At 63.4% G+C, this 16,146-nt stretch carries 19 protein-coding genes, 1 tRNA gene and 2 pseudogenes; 8 read left to right on the top strand and 14 right to left on the bottom strand.

Annotated elements, in window-relative coordinates:
• Positions 1-115: 115 nt before the first annotated feature.
• Genes IB265_RS00515 through IB265_RS00505 form a run of 3 tightly spaced genes read right to left on the bottom strand, consistent with a single transcriptional unit; the run spans position 116 to position 1,562 of the window.
• Positions 116-739, bottom strand: coding sequence for a dihydrofolate reductase family protein (locus IB265_RS00515; protein WP_057247795.1), 624 nt, complete (start codon positions 737-739; stop codon positions 116-118).
• 12 nt (positions 740-751) lie between these two features.
• The gene (locus IB265_RS00510; RefSeq protein ID WP_057247794.1) at positions 752-1,228 is read right to left on the bottom strand and encodes an SRPBCC family protein; all 477 of its coding nucleotides are present in this window, start codon (positions 1,226-1,228) and stop codon (positions 752-754) included.
• 1 nt (position 1,229) lies between these two features.
• Positions 1,230-1,562 carry a helix-turn-helix transcriptional regulator gene (locus IB265_RS00505; protein ID WP_057247793.1) on the bottom strand — a complete coding sequence of 111 codons (333 nt, stop codon included), beginning with the start codon at positions 1,560-1,562 and terminating at the stop codon, positions 1,230-1,232.
• 198 nt (positions 1,563-1,760) lie between these two features.
• Here IB265_RS00505 and IB265_RS00500 point away from each other — a divergent pair, with 198 nt between their 5' ends.
• A complete protein-coding gene (locus IB265_RS00500) occupies positions 1,761-2,183 on the top strand; it encodes a DUF6636 domain-containing protein (RefSeq protein WP_113399017.1) in 423 nt (140 codons plus the stop codon).
• Between the two features lie 150 nt (positions 2,184-2,333).
• Here IB265_RS00500 and IB265_RS00495 read toward each other — a convergent pair whose 3' ends face one another.
• Complete coding sequence (locus IB265_RS00495) at positions 2,334-2,687, bottom strand: MerR family transcriptional regulator (RefSeq protein WP_057247792.1); 354 nt, start codon at positions 2,685-2,687, stop codon at positions 2,334-2,336.
• Positions 2,688-2,779: 92 nt separating this feature from the next.
• On the opposite strand from IB265_RS00495, the pseudogene IB265_RS37710 reads away from it, so the two are divergent.
• Positions 2,780-3,001: pseudogene (locus IB265_RS37710) on the top strand (aminotransferase class IV); the annotation flags it as partial.
• 30 nt (positions 3,002-3,031) lie between these two features.
• Here IB265_RS37710 and IB265_RS36565 read toward each other — a convergent pair.
• The 4 genes and pseudogenes from IB265_RS36565 to IB265_RS00475 form a co-directional block, all read right to left on the bottom strand.
• A pseudogene (locus IB265_RS36565) lies at positions 3,032-3,136 on the bottom strand (SAM-dependent methyltransferase); the annotation flags it as partial.
• A gap of 140 nt (positions 3,137-3,276) precedes the next feature.
• Positions 3,277-4,134 (bottom strand): sigma-70 family RNA polymerase sigma factor, encoded by an 858-nt coding sequence (locus IB265_RS00485; protein WP_057247790.1) that lies wholly within the window; start codon positions 4,132-4,134, stop codon positions 3,277-3,279.
• A 126-nt stretch (positions 4,135-4,260) separates the two neighbouring features.
• Positions 4,261-4,566, bottom strand: a complete 306-nt coding sequence (locus IB265_RS00480) for a putative quinol monooxygenase (protein ID WP_057247789.1) — start codon at positions 4,564-4,566, stop codon at positions 4,261-4,263.
• Positions 4,567-4,706: 140 nt separating this feature from the next.
• Positions 4,707-4,796: transfer RNA gene (locus IB265_RS00475), tRNA-Ser, on the bottom strand.
• 381 nt (positions 4,797-5,177) lie between these two features.
• On the opposite strand from IB265_RS00475, the gene IB265_RS00470 reads away from it, so the two are divergent.
• The 3 genes from IB265_RS00470 (at position 5,178) to IB265_RS00460 (ending at position 7,701) form a co-directional block, all read left to right on the top strand.
• Positions 5,178-5,495 (top strand): hypothetical protein, encoded by a 318-nt coding sequence (locus tag IB265_RS00470; protein WP_057247788.1) that lies wholly within the window; start codon positions 5,178-5,180, stop codon positions 5,493-5,495.
• Between the two features lie 42 nt (positions 5,496-5,537).
• Positions 5,538-6,191 (top strand): peptide-methionine (S)-S-oxide reductase MsrA, encoded by a 654-nt coding sequence (msrA, locus tag IB265_RS00465; RefSeq protein WP_057248229.1) that lies wholly within the window; start codon positions 5,538-5,540, stop codon positions 6,189-6,191.
• A gap of 517 nt (positions 6,192-6,708) precedes the next feature.
• On the top strand, positions 6,709-7,701 hold the full coding sequence (locus IB265_RS00460; RefSeq protein WP_057247787.1) for a BMP family protein: 993 nt from the start codon (positions 6,709-6,711) through the stop codon (positions 7,699-7,701).
• A gap of 80 nt (positions 7,702-7,781) precedes the next feature.
• Here IB265_RS00460 and IB265_RS00455 read toward each other — a convergent pair whose 3' ends face one another.
• Positions 7,782-7,991, bottom strand: coding sequence for a SlyX family protein (locus tag IB265_RS00455; protein ID WP_057248228.1), 210 nt, complete (start codon positions 7,989-7,991; stop codon positions 7,782-7,784).
• 102 nt (positions 7,992-8,093) lie between these two features.
• Positions 8,094-8,831, bottom strand: coding sequence for a sulfate transporter family protein (locus IB265_RS00450; RefSeq protein ID WP_057248227.1), 738 nt, complete (start codon positions 8,829-8,831; stop codon positions 8,094-8,096).
• A gap of 204 nt (positions 8,832-9,035) precedes the next feature.
• Here IB265_RS00450 and IB265_RS00445 point away from each other — a divergent pair, with 204 nt between their 5' ends.
• From IB265_RS00445 to IB265_RS00435, 3 genes are read left to right on the top strand one after another with little or no spacing between them, the layout of a single operon-like run.
• Positions 9,036-10,397 (top strand): amidase, encoded by a 1,362-nt coding sequence (locus IB265_RS00445; RefSeq protein WP_057248226.1) that lies wholly within the window; start codon positions 9,036-9,038, stop codon positions 10,395-10,397.
• Entirely contained in the window at positions 10,394-11,305 is a 912-nt protein-coding gene (locus IB265_RS00440; RefSeq protein ID WP_057247786.1) for an ROK family protein, read from the top strand. The genes IB265_RS00445 and IB265_RS00440 overlap by 4 nt, the downstream gene beginning before the upstream one ends.
• A complete protein-coding gene (locus IB265_RS00435; protein ID WP_112994222.1) occupies positions 11,302-12,027 on the top strand; it encodes a copper homeostasis protein CutC in 726 nt (241 codons plus the stop codon). The genes IB265_RS00440 and IB265_RS00435 overlap by 4 nt, the downstream gene beginning before the upstream one ends.
• Before the next feature lie 73 nt (positions 12,028-12,100).
• Here the strand turns inward: IB265_RS00435 and nagA are convergent, their stop codons facing one another.
• Genes nagA through IB265_RS00415 form a run of 4 tightly spaced genes read right to left on the bottom strand, consistent with a single transcriptional unit; the run spans position 12,101 to position 15,954 of the window.
• Complete coding sequence (gene nagA / locus IB265_RS00430) at positions 12,101-13,261, bottom strand: N-acetylglucosamine-6-phosphate deacetylase (protein WP_057247784.1); 1,161 nt, start codon at positions 13,259-13,261, stop codon at positions 12,101-12,103.
• The gene (locus IB265_RS00425; protein ID WP_057247783.1) at positions 13,258-14,280 is read right to left on the bottom strand and encodes an SIS domain-containing protein; all 1,023 of its coding nucleotides are present in this window, start codon (positions 14,278-14,280) and stop codon (positions 13,258-13,260) included. The genes nagA and IB265_RS00425 overlap by 4 nt, the downstream gene beginning before the upstream one ends.
• Positions 14,281-14,308: 28 nt before the next feature.
• Complete coding sequence (locus tag IB265_RS00420; RefSeq protein WP_057247782.1) at positions 14,309-15,073, bottom strand: GntR family transcriptional regulator; 765 nt, start codon at positions 15,071-15,073, stop codon at positions 14,309-14,311.
• On the bottom strand, positions 15,070-15,954 hold the full coding sequence (locus IB265_RS00415) for an N-acetylglucosamine kinase (protein ID WP_057247781.1): 885 nt from the start codon (positions 15,952-15,954) through the stop codon (positions 15,070-15,072). The genes IB265_RS00420 and IB265_RS00415 overlap by 4 nt, the downstream gene beginning before the upstream one ends.
• Positions 15,955-16,146 lie beyond the last annotated feature (192 nt).

Below are 16,146 nucleotides of genomic sequence, written 5' to 3'. Positions count from 1 at the left end.
CCAGCAACACGCAACTCCGGACGGAAAACCGCTTCGCACTTTTCCTGGAATTGCTTCACTTGGCACGGGCGCAATTCCGGACGGAAAACCGCTTCGCACTTTTCCTGGAATTGCTTTAGGCAATGAGCTCGGAGAAGCTCTTCGGCCGCTCCGACTTGGCGTCGCGTACGGTTGCGTAGTGAAGTCCGACGACACCGTTGTCGTAGTGTTCGCTGCCGATCAGCTGCAGTTCGTTCTTATCCCTCAGCCGGGCGAACCACGGTTCACCCGGCGAGACGACGGGATAGACGAAGAAGTGGTAGCGATCGACCAGCCCGAGGCCGATCACCGTCTGCGCCAGGCTGGCGCCACCCGAGAGATGGATATCGCCGCCGGGCTCAGCCTTCAGCTCCATCAGGTAGCGCGAAAGTGCGGCGTCGTCGGCAGCCACGACCTGTTCGGCATTGTGCCAGGGGCTGATTGCCTGCTCACCGGTGCGGGAGAACACAATCTTGCGGGAGTCGTGCATGCGTTTGGCCATCACGCGATTGGTCTCGCCGTTGACCTCATCGTTCAGCGCGCCGGGCCAATAGCCGACCATCTCCTCGTAGGTGGTGCGCCCGACGAGTACCGTGTCGTAGCCGGCATAGAGGCGGTCGATCGCCCGGTACTGCTCATCGACCACCGTGCCCATCCAGGCAAGCGGATCGTCGAGGCGGCCATCGAGCGTCGTCATCATCTGCAGGACGATGTTGCGCATGTCTTCGCCTCCTTAATGGGTTTGCTCGACGAGCCGGGCCAGTTGCTCCGCCACCGTTCCCCAGCCGTCGTGGAAACCCATCTCCTCGTGCATCTTCCGGTCCGCGCCGTTGCGGTGCATCACGTGGGCGGCGTACTCAGTGCCGGCCGGATGGTCGCTGAGCGTGATGATTGCCGTCATGAAGGCGTTCTCGGCCGGCCGCCAGCCGGCAACGAGCGTATCGGTGAAGACGATGCGCGAGAGTTCGTCGACCGCGAGGAAGCAGGCATTGATATGCGGCACGAACTCGCCGCCGCCTTCGCTGATCCGGGTCACGAAGCCGCCGCCCGGCTTCAGGTCCATATCGATCACCTTGCATATTGCCGGCGCCGGGACCCACCATTGCTCAAGCCGGGTCCGATCGCTCCAGGCGCGCCAGACGGTCGCGCGCGGCGCCTTGATGATGCGTGCCATCGTCAGGTCGAGTTCGGGATCTGGAGAGCGGATCATGTCATTCCTCCTCGTGTTCAGTGACGAATTTTTCCAGCCGGTCGGCACGGCCTTCCCAGAGCGCGCGCTGCGCCGAAAGCCAGGTCTCGACCACGGCGAATTGCGCCTTCTCGATGGCGCAGGTCCGCACCCGGCCCTGCTTGTGCGTGCGGATCAGGCCGCTGCCTTCCAGGAAGTGGATGTGCTTCATGAAGGACGGCAGGGCCATGTCGAAGGGTCTGGCGAGATCGCTGATGCTCGCCGGGCCGCCGCCGAGCCGCGAAAGCACGGCGCGCCGGGTGGGATCGGCGAGCGCCTGAAAGATCACGTCCAATCGGCCTGAATACTGTTCCATAAGGCTAAGTATCATGACCAAACACTTAGCGCAACAGCTAACTATTGAAGTCCTCCCCGACAGGCTCGAGCCAATTTGTCTCACGGCGCCGTGCCGTCGACCGCAGGTCGAGAGCCGAGACCATTTCCCCATTTCCCGCTGATATGTTTTACTTGCTGCACTTTGCGGGATCGACAAAGGTCAGGGGCCAAAGCTCGAATGATGCGCTTTCTTGTGTTCGCGGTCGCCGCGCTCATCGCATTCGACGGGAATGCAGCAGAGCAGAATTTCCCCGCCGATGGCGGTCTGATTTATTTCAACATGCCGACCGGCAACATCGGTTGCCAATACACGCCAGCCGGTGGCTCCGATGTTTATGTCCCGGAGGACGGCGGCCCGGAACTTGGCTGTGACCGCATCGAACCGACCTATCAGAGGTTCATTCTGGGAAAGGCGGGCAAGGCCCGACGATTCCAGAACGCGGGCGATACAGCATGCTGCGACGGCTCCCATATCCTGAGCTACGGCAACAGCTGGAAGAAGGGGCCGTTTAGCTGTCGGTCCAGCAAGACCGGGCTCAGCTGCGAGCGCAGTGACGGCCACGGTTTTTACATCAGTCGATCGAAGACCGACGTCTATTAGAGCGGCAGCAGGAAAGGTGCATACGGTTTGCCGCGCGCCCTGACTTCTGGTTGATGGCCAGAGCGGGTTTGGTCGCAATCCTGTCGCGTTAGCGCTGACGAGGCCAGCAAGGGGTCGCCGCAGCACGCGGTAGCTCGATCCGGCAGAAGATCAGCGCTCGCCTATCTCCTGCAGAAAAGTCTCCAGGACGCTGCGGCTCTGCGCCAGCTTTTCCGTCTTCTCTTCGACAAGCCGGATCTGCTCGTGCAGGGTGACGCGCAGTTCGTCGCAGGGCTCAAAGATCGGACCTTCTCCGCGAACGCACGGCAGGAACTGCAGGATCGTCGGAAGGGTCATGCCGCCGGCGCCCAGGAGTTTGATGCGCTCGACGGTTCTCACCTCCGCCAGATCATAGTCGCGATAGCCGCTTTCGGTGCGTCCAGGCTTCAACAGCCCTTCGGCTTCATAGTAGCGCAGCATCCGAATGCTGACGCCGGTGCGTTTCGACAGCTCGCCTATTTTCATTCCGGTCCCTTCGCCTCGCCCTTGACTCTGACAGCGCTGTCAGACCTTAGACCTATTGGCTCCTTCATGTGAACACACCCAGGAGCAAGACCATGCCGAACGAAACAAGCCTCTATCCCGCAGCGCTCAACGGCCGCCCGGCCAGCGCTGCCGATCTGATCCCCTTGGCTTTTGCCGGCTTCGCCCACTTCACCGCAATTCAGGTCAGGGACTGCAAGATCAGAGGTCTGGACCTGCATCTGAAGCGCCTCAGCAACGCCTCTCTCTCCTTCTTCGGCCGCGCGCTGCCCGACGAAGAGTTGCGCGCCCACATCAAACAGGCAATCGACGCAGGTCCGGCGGAGGGTACGGTCGAGCGTGCGCTCATATCCGGCCGGGTCCGCGATCGCCCCCTTGGCGTATCGCTGCGACGTCCGGTCCCAGAAACGCGCGTCACTCGCCGTCTTCATGCTGCCTGCTCCCCAGAGCGCGACCAGATCTCCTCGGCACGGTCGAGGCCGGAGCCACGCCGGTCAAGGGATTCCGGCTACCGCGCAATCGTCAACAAATGGCGGAGATCGGACGGTCAATCAGCGAAGGCCCCTTCGCGCTAGGCCAGACGAACCCAATCGACGGTTTCAAGCACATAGGGCGCGAAGAGAAAGTCGCGGATCGCAGCGATCTCGTCCTCGCGCCAATCGAGAAGAACGAAATGCGCAGGCATCTCCATGGGCCCGGCGCTGTCGAAAACCAGCATGACCGGACGCCCCTCGATCGCACCGAGCGCGAACCGCCACCTCGTCTCCTCGGCATAGCGGGTGAAGTAGCGGCCAATGCCCTCACGGCCCTCCAGCCTCAGCCTGTTGACGAGCTCGAGCTTGACGTCTTCGGCCAGCATGGCGCGGATCGCATCGAAATCGCCCCCCTGAAACAGGCGCACATAGGTCGCCATCTTCTGCCGGTTGGCATCGGACATCAGCGGCAGCCGCATATCGTCCGGGCGATCCGCCAGTTGCCGGAGCGACGCGCGTCCGCGCTGGAGCGCCGACTTGGCAGCCGCCGGCGTGCAGTCGGCAATATCCGCGATTTCTTCGACCGAATGTCCGAGCACATCCTTGAGAATCACGGCGCAGCGCTGAAGTTCAGGCAGCTGCAGGAAGGTGTGAAAGCCGACCGCAACGATGTCCGCTTCGGGCAGCCGTGCGTCCTCCAGATCATCGCGCAGCGGAACGACCCTGTGCCGGGACCGCCGGCGCAGGAAATCGAGGCTGGTATTGTGGGCGATGCGAAGCAACCAGCCCTCGATATTGTCCACGACCACACCGTCCGCCCGCGCCTGCAGGGCCTTGATCAAGGTATCCTGCAGCACGTCCTCGCCGTCCACGGCCGAGCCGGTCATGCGCGCGCAATAGCGATGCAGCCGCGGCCTGAACTCGCGCAGGCGATCCTCGAAATCTTCCACGTTCATGTATCGAGCTCCATGGGCGCATTTCCAGGCGTCAGCCCATCGGCGACGACGGCACGATAACGCGGGTCCAAAGAAATGTCCGCCGCCTTCCGGCCACTGTCGGCGGGCGTCGGCGGCGGATCGACATCACCTGTTATCGCTGAACACGGCCTCGCCCAGGATCGACTCAAGGCTTGCCAATTCCAGGATCTGCGGGAAGTAGGCCTTCATCCGGGGATCGGCCCGCATCGCCTCAATGGCCGCCGGCGTCTCCCATTCCGAATAGATGATGACGCTGGCGCCGTCCTTGGCGGCGATCAGCCGGCTTGTGTGCCAACCGCCGAGCGTGCTGATCACGGTTTCGATGTTGCGCTTCAGGAGCGCAATCAATTGCGCCTGCTTGCCGGGTTCGACCTTCAGCAGATTGACGAGTGTGACAGGTTCGGTGGTCATCAGCGTGTCTCCTTTGCTACGGACACAGCAAAGACGAACCGGAGAGGCGAAACGGATCGCGCCGAAGAAGATTTTTTGCGGGTTGGCGCCAAGCGGGTTGGCAACGTCTTGATATTGATCGCTGTGGCAAGGGAGAGAAATGGCGGACAGAGAGGGATTCGAACCCTCGATACGCTTTCACGTATACACGCGTTCCAGGCGTGCGCCTTCAACCACTCGGCCACCTGTCCATCCGTCAGCAGCCGATGGTCAATCCGGCTGGATGGGAAGGGCGGGGCCCTTCGGTGTCGACCGGTGTAAACCGGCGGACGCGCGTCTATATACCGATGATTTGCTTGGGATCAACTGCTTTCTGACAGATTGTTGACATCTTGTGAAACGAGCGGCCCGTCGTCCCCATTGTGCATACCAGGCGGCACGCTTATCTCTTGCGCCGGGACGAGTGTCACGTCCCGGCAGCGTCCAGATGCCAGCTCGGCTCTACTGCGATCCCCGCATAATTTCGCCACTGGGCCTTGTCCGAGACCCCTGCGATCGAAGAAGATGCCGCCGGGGCGTTGCGCTTGACCATGACATGACGCGACCAGTGACATGAAGGGATAATTGGACCGATGCGGTTTCTACTAAGGCTGGCGAGCGCCGTCGTGTTGTTTGCCGCCGTGCTTGCCGGCGCCGTCGACGCGATTCAGTCGGTCGCCGCATCGGAACTGGTGATGACCTCGCTTGGCGACGACCTGGAGGCGCTGGGCGCCGACACGGCGAGCTGGATCCAGTTTGCGCAGCGTTCCGATACGGCGCAGACGATCTGGCATTCGGTGCTGCATTGGCTGCTGATGCAGCCGGCCTTCGCCGTGCTGGCGCTGCTCGCGCTCGTTCTGTGGATGGTCGGTTACAAGAAGCGGCCGGCCGCGGGCCGCTTCGCCGCCTGATTTTTAGCGGAGCCCGTCTCTGCACCGACGAGGAGTATGCTGATGTTCCTGATCGACATGTTCAACAAGAAGACGATCATGCCCGATGCGCAGACAGCGCTGCCGGGTCGCGACGAGGCGATCCCGACGGCCGAGACGCATTTCGTCTCCGGGCGGCCGCTGAATGGCCCCTACCCCGACGGCACGAAGCAGGTCCTGCTTGGCATGGGCTGCTTCTGGGGCGCCGAACGGCTGCTCTGGAAGATCCCCGGTGTCTACGTGACGGCTGTCGGTTACGCTGGCGGGCTGACACGGAACCCGACCTATCAGGAGACGACCACCGGGCTCACAGGCCATGCCGAGGTGGTGCTGGTCGTCTATGATCCAGAGACGGTTCCGCTTGCGACCCTGCTCAAGACTTTCTTCGAGGAGCACGACCCGACCCAGGGCATGCGCCAGGGCAACGATATCGGCACCACCTACCGCTCGGCAATCTACACCTATGACGACGAGCAGCTGGCGGAGGCCAAGGCCGCGCGCACCACTTTCCAGGCGGCGCTGAAGTATTCCAACCATGGCGGCACGATCACCACCGAGATCGGCAAGGCCGGCCCATTCTACTTCGCCGAGGACTACCACCAGCAATATCTGGCGAAGAACCCGAACGGCTATTGCGGCCTGCGCGGCACCGGGGTGAGTTGCCCGATCGGGTACTAGGGCGCCGTGCGTTCGACTGACGCACAAAGGACGCTCTAGCACTTTGATTCTAGAGCATCTTTCCGCCTCCGGTGGTTCCACTCGAGAGCGGGATGCTCTAGACAGGCCGATGTGCTTGGCCTCAATCGACCCAAACCTTCACCAGATCGTTTCGTGTAAACAAGCGCTGGATGCGGGCGGAGAACCGCACACACTTTTCCTCATCCCGCTCCGACACCGGGGGCCGCTTTGGCCCTCTCGAAAGCAAGCGCGATACCCACAACCCAGAGGTCGCGCCGGATGGGCGCGCACACTTGCCGGCGATCTCAAAAGCGCAACAGAACCGGTGCCTTACGGGTACCGGCTTCTGTGGCTTGTATTTTTACCATCTGAAAAATTTTGAGTGTTTTTTTGCCGTGACCGTGCAAGGATGCGCCACCCTAGCCCCAAGGAGAAGGGGGTGGGTTCCGCAGACAGGTTCCGTCGGGGAGCCGGCGGGAGGACCCAATAAGATCAATAGCGACAACAGGGCTGCACAATGAAAAAAACCATTCTCGGTCTCTTTGCCTTTTCGATGATGTCCGCGACGGCACTGGCCGCCGACATCAAGCCAGCGATCATCTACGATCTCGGCGGCAAGTTCGACAAATCCTTCAACGAGGCTGCCTTCAACGGCGCCGAAAAGTTCAAGACGGAATCGGGCGTCGAATACCGCGAGTTCGAAATCGCCAACGATGCCCAGCGTGAACAGGCGCTGCGCCGCTTTGCGAGCGACGGCAACAGCCCGATCGTCATGGCCGGCTTCAACTGGGCGGCTTCGCTCGAGAAGATCGCGCCGGAATACCCTGATATCAAGTTTGCGATCATCGACATGGTCGTCGAGAAGCCGAACGTCAAATCGGTCGTCTTCAAGGAACAGGAAGGCTCCTACCTCGTCGGCGTTCTCGCCGGCCTCGCTTCGAAGTCGAAGACCGTCAGCTTCATCGGCGGCATGGACGTTCCGCTGATCCACAAGTTCGCCTGTGGCTACGTTGGCGGCGCCAAGTCGACCGGCGCTGACGTCAAGGTTCTGGAAGCCTACACCGGAACGACGCCGGACGCCTGGAACGACCCGGTCAAGGGCGGCGAAATCGCCAAGTCGCAGATCGACCAAGGCTCGGACGTCGTCTACCACGCAGCCGGCGGCACCGGCGTCGGCGTTCTGCAGGCAGCAGCAGATGCGGGCAAGCTCGGCATCGGCGTCGACTCCAACCAGAACGGCCTGCAGCCGGGCAAGGTCCTGACCTCGATGCTGAAGCGCGTCGACGTTGCCGTCTATGAAGCCTTCACGGCGGCCAAGAACGACAAGTTCGAGTTCGGCATTTCCAACCTCGGCCTCAAGGAAGATGGCGTCGGCTATGCGCTCGACGACAACAACAAGGCACTGATCACGCCTGAGATGCTCGACGCAGTGGAAAAGGTGAAAGCCGAAATCATTGCCGGCAAGGTCGAAGTTCACGACTACATGAGCGACGAGTCCTGCCCCTACTAAGAGCAGCACTTATGTAAATAGAGAGGCCGCCGGTTCGTTGGACCGGCGGCCTTTTAATTTCCGTTTGCCGTGGCGCTCGATCAGTAGTGCGGCGGCCGGGTGATCGCCGGCGCATCGAGCGATTGCTCCTCGAGCGACAGGAAACGCTCGGTCAGCCGGTCGAGCTTGGCGCGCGTCTGTTCCACCACCTTCCATTGCTCGGCAAGCTGATCGGAAAGTTCCTCGATGGTCTTGGCCTGGTGGGCCACCGTTTCCTCGAGGTGGGTGATCCGTTCGTCCGTCTTGTTCATGTCCGCCAACTCCGTCCTGCCACGCGCCGGCGCGCCCGCGCAGCACAATGGGATCTTGCCGGCAGATTGGCCATAGCCGGCATCATGTCAAGCAAGAGCCTCTCAGGCCTTCGCCGCCGCACTGCCCGAGAGCGAAAATCCGGGATCCTTTGCCGAAAGCCGCTTGTGCAGATGCACCATCAGTCCGGCAGCAAAGAGCGGCGTCAAAAGGTTGACGAACGGCACCGCCAGAAAGGCCGCGAGCAGAAGGCCGGCGAGAAAAACGGTGGAACGGTGCTTCTCGCGGAAGAGCCGCGCCTCCGCCGGTGCACGATAGCGCATTGCCGCGAACTCGAAGAATTCGCGGCCGAGCAGATAGCCGTTGACCAGAAAGAAGGCGACGAGATTGACGCCCGGAACGAGCAGCAGGAAGAGCGCCAGCAGGTTGCCGAGGATGACAACGCCGAGAAACTTCAGCGATCCGGCGATCGCCTCGCCAAGCGGCAGCGGCCGGCCCTGCGGCTCGCTCGGATAGTCCCGCTTCTCGATCACCTCGGCAACATCGTCGAGGAAGAAGCCGGCGATCAGCGCGGTGACGGGGGCCAGAAGCAAAGCCAAGGCGAGCGCCAGCCCGAGGCTCGCGAAGATGCCGACGACGAAGGTCAGCCAACCGGCCCAGACGGGCGTGCCTGGCATCAGCGTATCGATCCACGGCAGCGCCAGCCAGATAAACACTTCGCGCACCGCAAACCAGAGCGCGACGAGCGCCAGTATCGTCAGGCCCAGCACCTTCCAGAAAACCGATCGGGTCTCGGGCGCAAGGAGATTGGCAAGCGAAAGTCGCGCCGCGTCCAAGATCATCATCGCTCTCCAGTATGGCCCAAGGTTCGATGATGCATGTAGGCAGGGGCACCACCAGCGACAAGACACACGCGGCGGAAGCCAGTCTTTATGCAAGATTCACGCGCCTCGTCTAAGGGAAGCATGGAAAACGCCAAGGGCGGCGATATTGTAGACGTAGCGGACAGCAGCCGCAGGCAAGAACAGCATTCCGCGGAGGATGACATGACAGAACAAAAGACACTCGCCAGCCTTTCCGTGCTGGTGCAGAGCGGCAAGCTGGACCCCGTGGACCTCGCCAAGCAAACCTATGCGGCGATCGACGCACACGGCGACTATGCCATCTTCGTCGAACTGACGCCTGAGCGCGCGACGCGGGATGCCGAGGCCGCCTCGAAACGCCTCAGGGCGGGACGCTCGCTCGGCCTGCTCGACGGCCTGCCGGTCGCGTGGAAGGACCTCTTCGATGTGGCCGGCAGCGTCACGACCGCCGGCTCGAAGGTGCTGCAGACGCACGCCCCGGCGAGGAGCGACGCTCCGGTCGTTGCCGCCGTTGCCGCAGCCGGCATGGTCAGCGTCGGCCGCACCAATATGAGCGAGTTCGCCTTTTCGGGCCTTGGCATCAACCCGCATTACGGCACGCCGAGGAACCCCGCGGCCACCGACGTTGAGCGCATTCCCGGCGGCTCGTCGTCAGGCTCGGCGGTCGCGGTCGCGGCCGGGCTGGTGCCAGCAGCCATCGGCACCGATACCGGCGGGTCCGTCCGCATCCCCGCGGCGATGACCGGCATTGTCGGTTACAAAGCAACACGCGGCCGCTACACGATGAAGGGCGTCTTTCCGCTGGCTGAAAGCCTGGATTCGCTTGGGCCCCTTTGCCACACGGTGCAGGACGCCGTGTGGGTGGACGCTGCCATGCACGGGCTGACGGCTCCGACCGTGCGCCGCGCCGACCTTTCAGGCGTCGCGCTGGTGATCCCGGAAACGGTGGTCTTCGACGATGCGGAAACGGAAGTCGTCGAGGCGTTCGAGGATGCCATCAGGCGGCTCGAGAAAGCCGGCGTTGCTATCAGCCGCCGCGCCTTCCCGACCTTCTCGGCGGTCTTCGGGCTGATGGCGCGCCATGGCGCCCTGGTGACGGCCGAGGCCTATGCGCTTCATCGCGAGCGGCTGGCCGGGCACGAGGCCAATGAGATGGATCCCCGTGTCGTTGCCCGCACCAGGCTCGGCGAGAAGATCACCATGCCCGACTACATTGCCCTGCTCGACGCGCGCGACCAACTGATCCATGAGACGGTCGACAGCCTGAAGCCGAACGAGCTCATCGCCCACCCGACCCTGCCGCATGTGGCGCCGCCGATCGCGCCACTGATCGAGGACGACGAGCTGTTCTTCAAGACCAACGCCAAGACACTGCGCAACACGTCGATCGGTAACTTCCTGGATTTCTGCGGCATCTCCATTCCCTGCGGTACCGGGGCGGCCGAAATGCCCGTTGGTTTGCAGCTTGCCGCGCCGCATCACCAGGACGATCGGCTGCTCTCCGTCGCGCTCTCTGCCGAAACGATCATCCGGGGTGAGGCATGATCGTCTGTTTCGACATCGGCGGCTCGGCGATCAAGGGCGCGATCGTGCATTCGCGCGACCGGATCTTTCCGTTGCCGCGACGGACAACGCCGCTCAGCAACTTCCGCCAGTTCATTGAGGCGCTCGAATCGGTCCTGGACGAAGCGGGCGGACACCCGGATTGCGTGGCGATCTCGATCACCGGCGTCATCGATCCCGAGACGCGGCGGATCAAATGCGCCAACATCCCCTGCATCGACGGACGTGACCTAGTCACCGAACTCGAAGCGGCGCTGCACCTGCCGGTGAAGATCGCCAATGACGCCGACTGTTTCGCGCTTGCCGAAGCAGGTGCCGGCGCCGGGCGCGGCCACCGTATCGTCTTCGGCGCCATTCTCGGCACCGGGGTCGGCGGCGGCCTGGTGATCGACGGCCGGCTGATCAATGCCGATGGCGGCTTTGCCGGCGAATGGGGACACGGCCCGGCGATCGCGGCCGAGGCCGGCAACCCGCCGATCGCCATTCCCGCCTATGACTGCGGCTGCGGCCAGAAGCGCTGCGTCGATACCGTTGGCGGCGCCCGCGGGTTGGAGCGGCTGCACCAGACCGCCCATGGCAAGACGCTTTCAAGCCATGAGATCATCGAGGCCTGGAAGGCTGGGGATGCAGAGGCAAAGCGCACGGTCGATCTGCTCGTCGATCTCGTGAGTTCGCCTTTGGCACTCGTCATCAACATCACCGGCGCGACGATCGTGCCTGTCGGCGGCGGACTCTCCAATTCCGAGGAACTGCTCGCCGAAATCGACAGGACAGTGCGTAGCCGGATTCTCCGGCAGTTCGAACGGCCGCTGGTGGTGCGTGGTGAATGCCGGGTCGAGCCCGGATTGATCGGCGCGGCGCTGCTTGGCCTCGGCGAGGAGAAGATATGAGCGACATCAAACTGGAAGTCTGCGTCGACGATGCCGACGGGCTTTACGCGGCGATCGAGGGCGGCGCAGACCGGATCGAGCTCTGCGCCGCCCTGTCCGTCGGTGGCCTGACGCCCAATCCCGGACTGATGGCGCTGGCCGGTCCGCCGCCGGTGCCCGTTTACGCCATGATCCGCCCTCGCCCGGGCGATTTCGTCTTCTCCGCCGCGGACCTCGATGTCATGCGTCGCGATATCGACGCGGCGCGGGCGGCAGGTCTCGCCGGCGTGGTGCTCGGCGCCTCCCTTGCCGACGGTCGCCTCGATAAGTCGATGCTGATCAAGCTCACAGGCCATGCGGCCGGACTCAGGATGACGCTGCACCGCGCCTTCGATCTGGTTCCGGATTTCGCCGAGGCGATGGAGGTGGCGGTCGAGCTCGGCTTCGAACGCATCCTGACCTCGGGCGGTGCCAGGAGCGCACCGCAGGCGATCGATCGGTTGGCCGAAATCGTCGATCTCGCCAAGGGCCGGCTGTCGATCATGCCGGGGTCCGGCGTCACCCTCGATACGGTCGATGCCCTTCTCGACCGGGTGACCGTCAGCGAAGTGCACTCCTCCTGCTCCGTTCGTGAGCCGGCTCAGGATCCGCGATTGGTCGAAATGGGCTTCGTTTCGGCCGACCGGCGCCGCACCGATGCGGAAACGGTCCGGGCGATGAAGGCGAGACTTTCAGCGCGCTGAGACAACGTTGCCCGAAATGAAAAGCCCCGGACAACATTTGCGCTGTCCGGGGCTTTTGCTTGATGCGTTATGATCAGGCGGCGTAGACCTGCGTGCCGCCGATCCAGGTAGAGCCCATGCCAAGCTCCGGCGTCAGAAGCACGAAATCCGCATCGGCGCCGGGCTTCAGCCGTCCCTTGTGGGTGGCGAGACCCATAGCATCGGCCGGATAGGCGGAGGCCATCCGCAAGGCTTCTTCCACCGGCAGGCCGAGCTTGTCGTGCACGAAACGGACCGACGACAGCATGTCGATGTCGGCGCCGGCGAGCGTACCGTCGGCAAGCGTCAGGCGACCGCCCTCGCGCAGGATCTCGCGGCCGTTCAGCTGGAAGCTGGTCATGTCCGTGCCGATCGGCGACATCGCGTCGGTCACCAGGAAGATCTGGCCCGGGCCGACTTTTGCGCGCAGCGCCACGCCCATCGAGGCCGGCTCGACATGGTAGCCGTCGGCAATCAGGCCCGCATGCAGCGTGCCGGTGGCAAGTGCCGCACCGACCACGCCCGGCTCGCGATGGCCAAGGCCGCTCATGGCGTTGAAGAGATGGGTCACCGTCCTTGCGCCCGCCTTGGCATAGGCGACGGCGGTTTCGTAACCGACATCGGTGTGGCCGAGGCTGACGACGGCGCCGGCTTCGGCCAGCGCCCGCACCTGTTCCCGGGTGGCGTTTTCGGGCGCCACGGTCACCATCAGCACGCCGAGCGCCTTGGCGCAATCGAGCATTTCGGCGAGATCGGCATCGTCCATCGGACGGATCAGCGTCGGATCATGGGCGCCCTTGCGTGCGACCGAGAGATGCGGACCTTCGAGATGCAGCCCGAGGAAACCCGGCACGCCAGCGGCCTTGGCGTCGAGACCCGCCTTGATGGTGGCGCTTCTGATTTCGCGTGTGTCGGTGATCAGCGTCGGCAGCAGTGCGGTGGTGCCGAACTTGGCATGCGCCGAACAGATCTGCCGGATACCCTCGACGGACGGTTCTTCGTTCAGAAGCGCACCACCGCCGCCGTTGACCTGCAGGTCGATGAAGCCCGGCACCAGCAGCATGCCATGCGCATCGATTTTTTTGGCATCGGCGGGGACGTCCGCCACTGCCACGATCGCCTTGACGCGGCCGGCCTCGATCACGAGAGCACAGCCGTCATGCCATTCGACGCCGTCGAACAGGCGGGCGCCGGTGATTGCTTTCCTCTCGCTCATCTCGTCTCCGTTACCTTCTTGAGGCTCGCCGGTGCGTCGGGGTTGAGACCGCGCGAGCGCGACCAGGCTTCGACGAAGCCATAGAACGGCAGGATCAAGGTCAGCGCGTCGGTGATCGGGTGGCCCGTCTCGACGAACGGCAGGCGCTTGGCCTTGCCGGCAAGGCTCGATGTAACATGAACCACTGCGCCCTTTTCGGCCATACCGTCGGCAATGCCGGCGACCGAAGTTTCGGCTGCATCACGGGCCGCAAGCGTCAGCACCGGGAACTTGGCGCCGACGAGCGCCACCGGCCCGTGCAGAACTTCGGCCGCGGAATAGGCTTCCGCATGCATGCCGGAGGTTTCCTTGAACTTCAGCGCCGCCTCGCTGGCGATCGCAAGCGCCGGGCCACGGCCGAGCACATAGAGCGATTCCGCCTCGCCGAGATCGTCGGCAAAGGCCTGCCAGTCGAGCTTGACGGCCTTCGCAAACTGGTTCGGCAGATCGGCGACTGCCCGCTTAAGCGCTGCGTCACCGGTCCATTCGCCGAGCACGGCAAGGCCGGCGACGATCGAATTGACGTAGGACTTGGTGGCCGCAACGGCGATTTCCGGACCGGCGAGAATGTCGAGAGGGTTGGTGCAGGCCTCGGAGATCGGCGAGGGCAGCGTGTTGGTGAGCGCGATCGAGACGGCGCCGGCATCGGTCGCGGCCTGGGCCATAGCGACGATATCCGGGCTCTTGCCCGACTGCGAAATCGCGATCGCCGCGGCACCGCCGAGCTTCAGTTTGGCGCCGTAGATCGAGGCGAGCGACGGGCCGAGCGAGGCGACCGGTCGACCGGCCTGCAGCTCGATCGCATATTTGAGGAAAAGCGCGGCATGATCGGAGGAGCCGCGGGCGATCGTGACCAGGAAGGCCGGATCCTTGACGCGGAGTGCCGCGCCGGCGGCCTTGAGCTGATCGGCCGAGCGTTCCAGCAGGCGCTGGGCGGCTTCGGGGATCTCGTCGATTTCTCGGCGCATATTGGTCTGCATGGTCAATTCCTTTCTGCGGGCGGTCGCTTTAGGATTCCGACAGCGTCAGTTCCGCGACAAAGTCATAGGCATCGCCCCGGTAGAGCGAGCGGGTGAATTCGACGACGCGTCCGGATGCGAGATAGGAGACGCGTTCGATGGAAAGGCCGGCCGAGCCAACGGCAACGCCGAGCATCGAGGCATCCGGGTCCTTGATGTTGCAAGCGGAGATGCGCTGGACGGCGCGCACCGGCCGGGACCGCGTCTTGTCAAGCGCCGAATAGAGCGACGAGGTGACGGCCTGCGGGTCCGGCAGGAACTCCGCAGAGATGCTGGCGCGCTCGATCGCAAGCGGCATGTCGTCGGCGATGCGAAGGCGCCCGAGGCGGGCGACCAGCGCGTCGGCGGGAAGGCCAAGCGCCATCATCTCATCCGGCGAAGGATGAAACAGGCCGCGTTCCAGCCAGCGCGCATGGGTGTTCAACCCGCGGCGCGCCATGTCTTCGGTGAACGACGTCAACCGCGACAGAGACTGCTGCACCTTGGAGACCGGCTTGACGACAAAGGTGCCGGAACCGTGGCGGCGGACAAGCAGCCCATCGCGCACGAGATCGTCTACCGCCTTGCGCACGGTCACGCGGCTGATGTTGGCATAGTCGGCAAGATCGCGCTCTGGCGGCAAGGCGTCGCCATGGTTGAGCTTGCCCGACTGGATTGCGTCTTCGAGCGATTGCCGAAGCTTGAGATAGAGCGGCCCCGATCCTCCGGACTGCAGGCCCTCAAGCGGCAGAATGGAAGCGAGCTGGTGCGTCATGCACTCGCCCTCGCATGTGAGCCAAACCGTTGCGCGGCCAGAGCGACCGACCCGGTCAGTGCGTCCGCCTCGGCTTCGACGAGCAATGCCTGATGGCGCTCGGCAAGCCAGGGGCGATAGAGCGGCGCCAATCCGCCAAGCAGACAAAGCCTCTCGCAGCCTCGTGCAACCACGACATCCAGCGCCTCATCCACCGTAAGTGCGGCGGCCTTCAGGATCCGCACGGCGACGGGATCGCCTGCGGCAGCCCCTTCGAAGACCCGCGGCGCATAGCGGCCGAACTCGCCGGGCTTCGCAAGACGGGCAAAATCGACGACATCGCGCGCGTCGTTGTTGAATTCGGCCAGAACGCTATCCGTGACCGCGGAAGCTGCATGAATACTGTCGAAGGCAAGCAGGCTTTCCTGCAGAAGCGCATGGCCGATGCGGGCTCCGCTGCCATGGTCGCCGATGGTGAAACCCCAGCCGCCGACATAACTGACCGTATCTCCTTGGCGCAAAATATAGATGGTGCCCGTACCGAGGATGGCGACCGCGCCATCCTGGTTGCCGAGCGCACCCTGCAGCGCGATCAAACCGTCGGATTCGATATCCGCGGCGGCGAAGGGCAGACGACGCTTTACGTAATGCACGGCATCGCCGACATTATGTCCGGCCACACCGACGATCGCCTTGGCGGCGGCAATGCCCTCAGGGTCGAGGCCCGCCTCTTCAAAGGCTGCGCGGGCGGCTCCGCCGATATTGGCGAGCGCGGTTTCCGGGTCTGTCAGGATATTGGCGGCGCCGGCCTTGCCACGCCCGAGAATGCGCCCATCTGCCGTTGCCACGGCAGCTCGGCAGCTCGTCCCGCCCCCGTCGATTCCTATCAGGTAATTTGTCATGAGTACCTCCGCCCATTGAGGATACCAAAAAAATACCAATAACCAAGTCTGAATCCGCCCACGCTTTCGATTTCGTTGCAATTCATTGAAATTCAAGGACTAATTTAGACGATCGGTTTTTTCAGGCGCCAAAAGTTAAATTCTGCTGGACAATTGGTATTTTTTTGGCATTAATTTCAACCGAGAGGAGAC

It is taken from the genome of Ensifer sp. ENS10, from assembly GCF_014852025.1.
In the GTDB taxonomy this organism is placed as follows: domain Bacteria; phylum Pseudomonadota; class Alphaproteobacteria; order Rhizobiales; family Rhizobiaceae; genus Ensifer.
The sequence above is the reverse complement of the archived record's forward strand: the minus strand, read 5'-3'. Positions and strand labels throughout refer to the sequence as shown.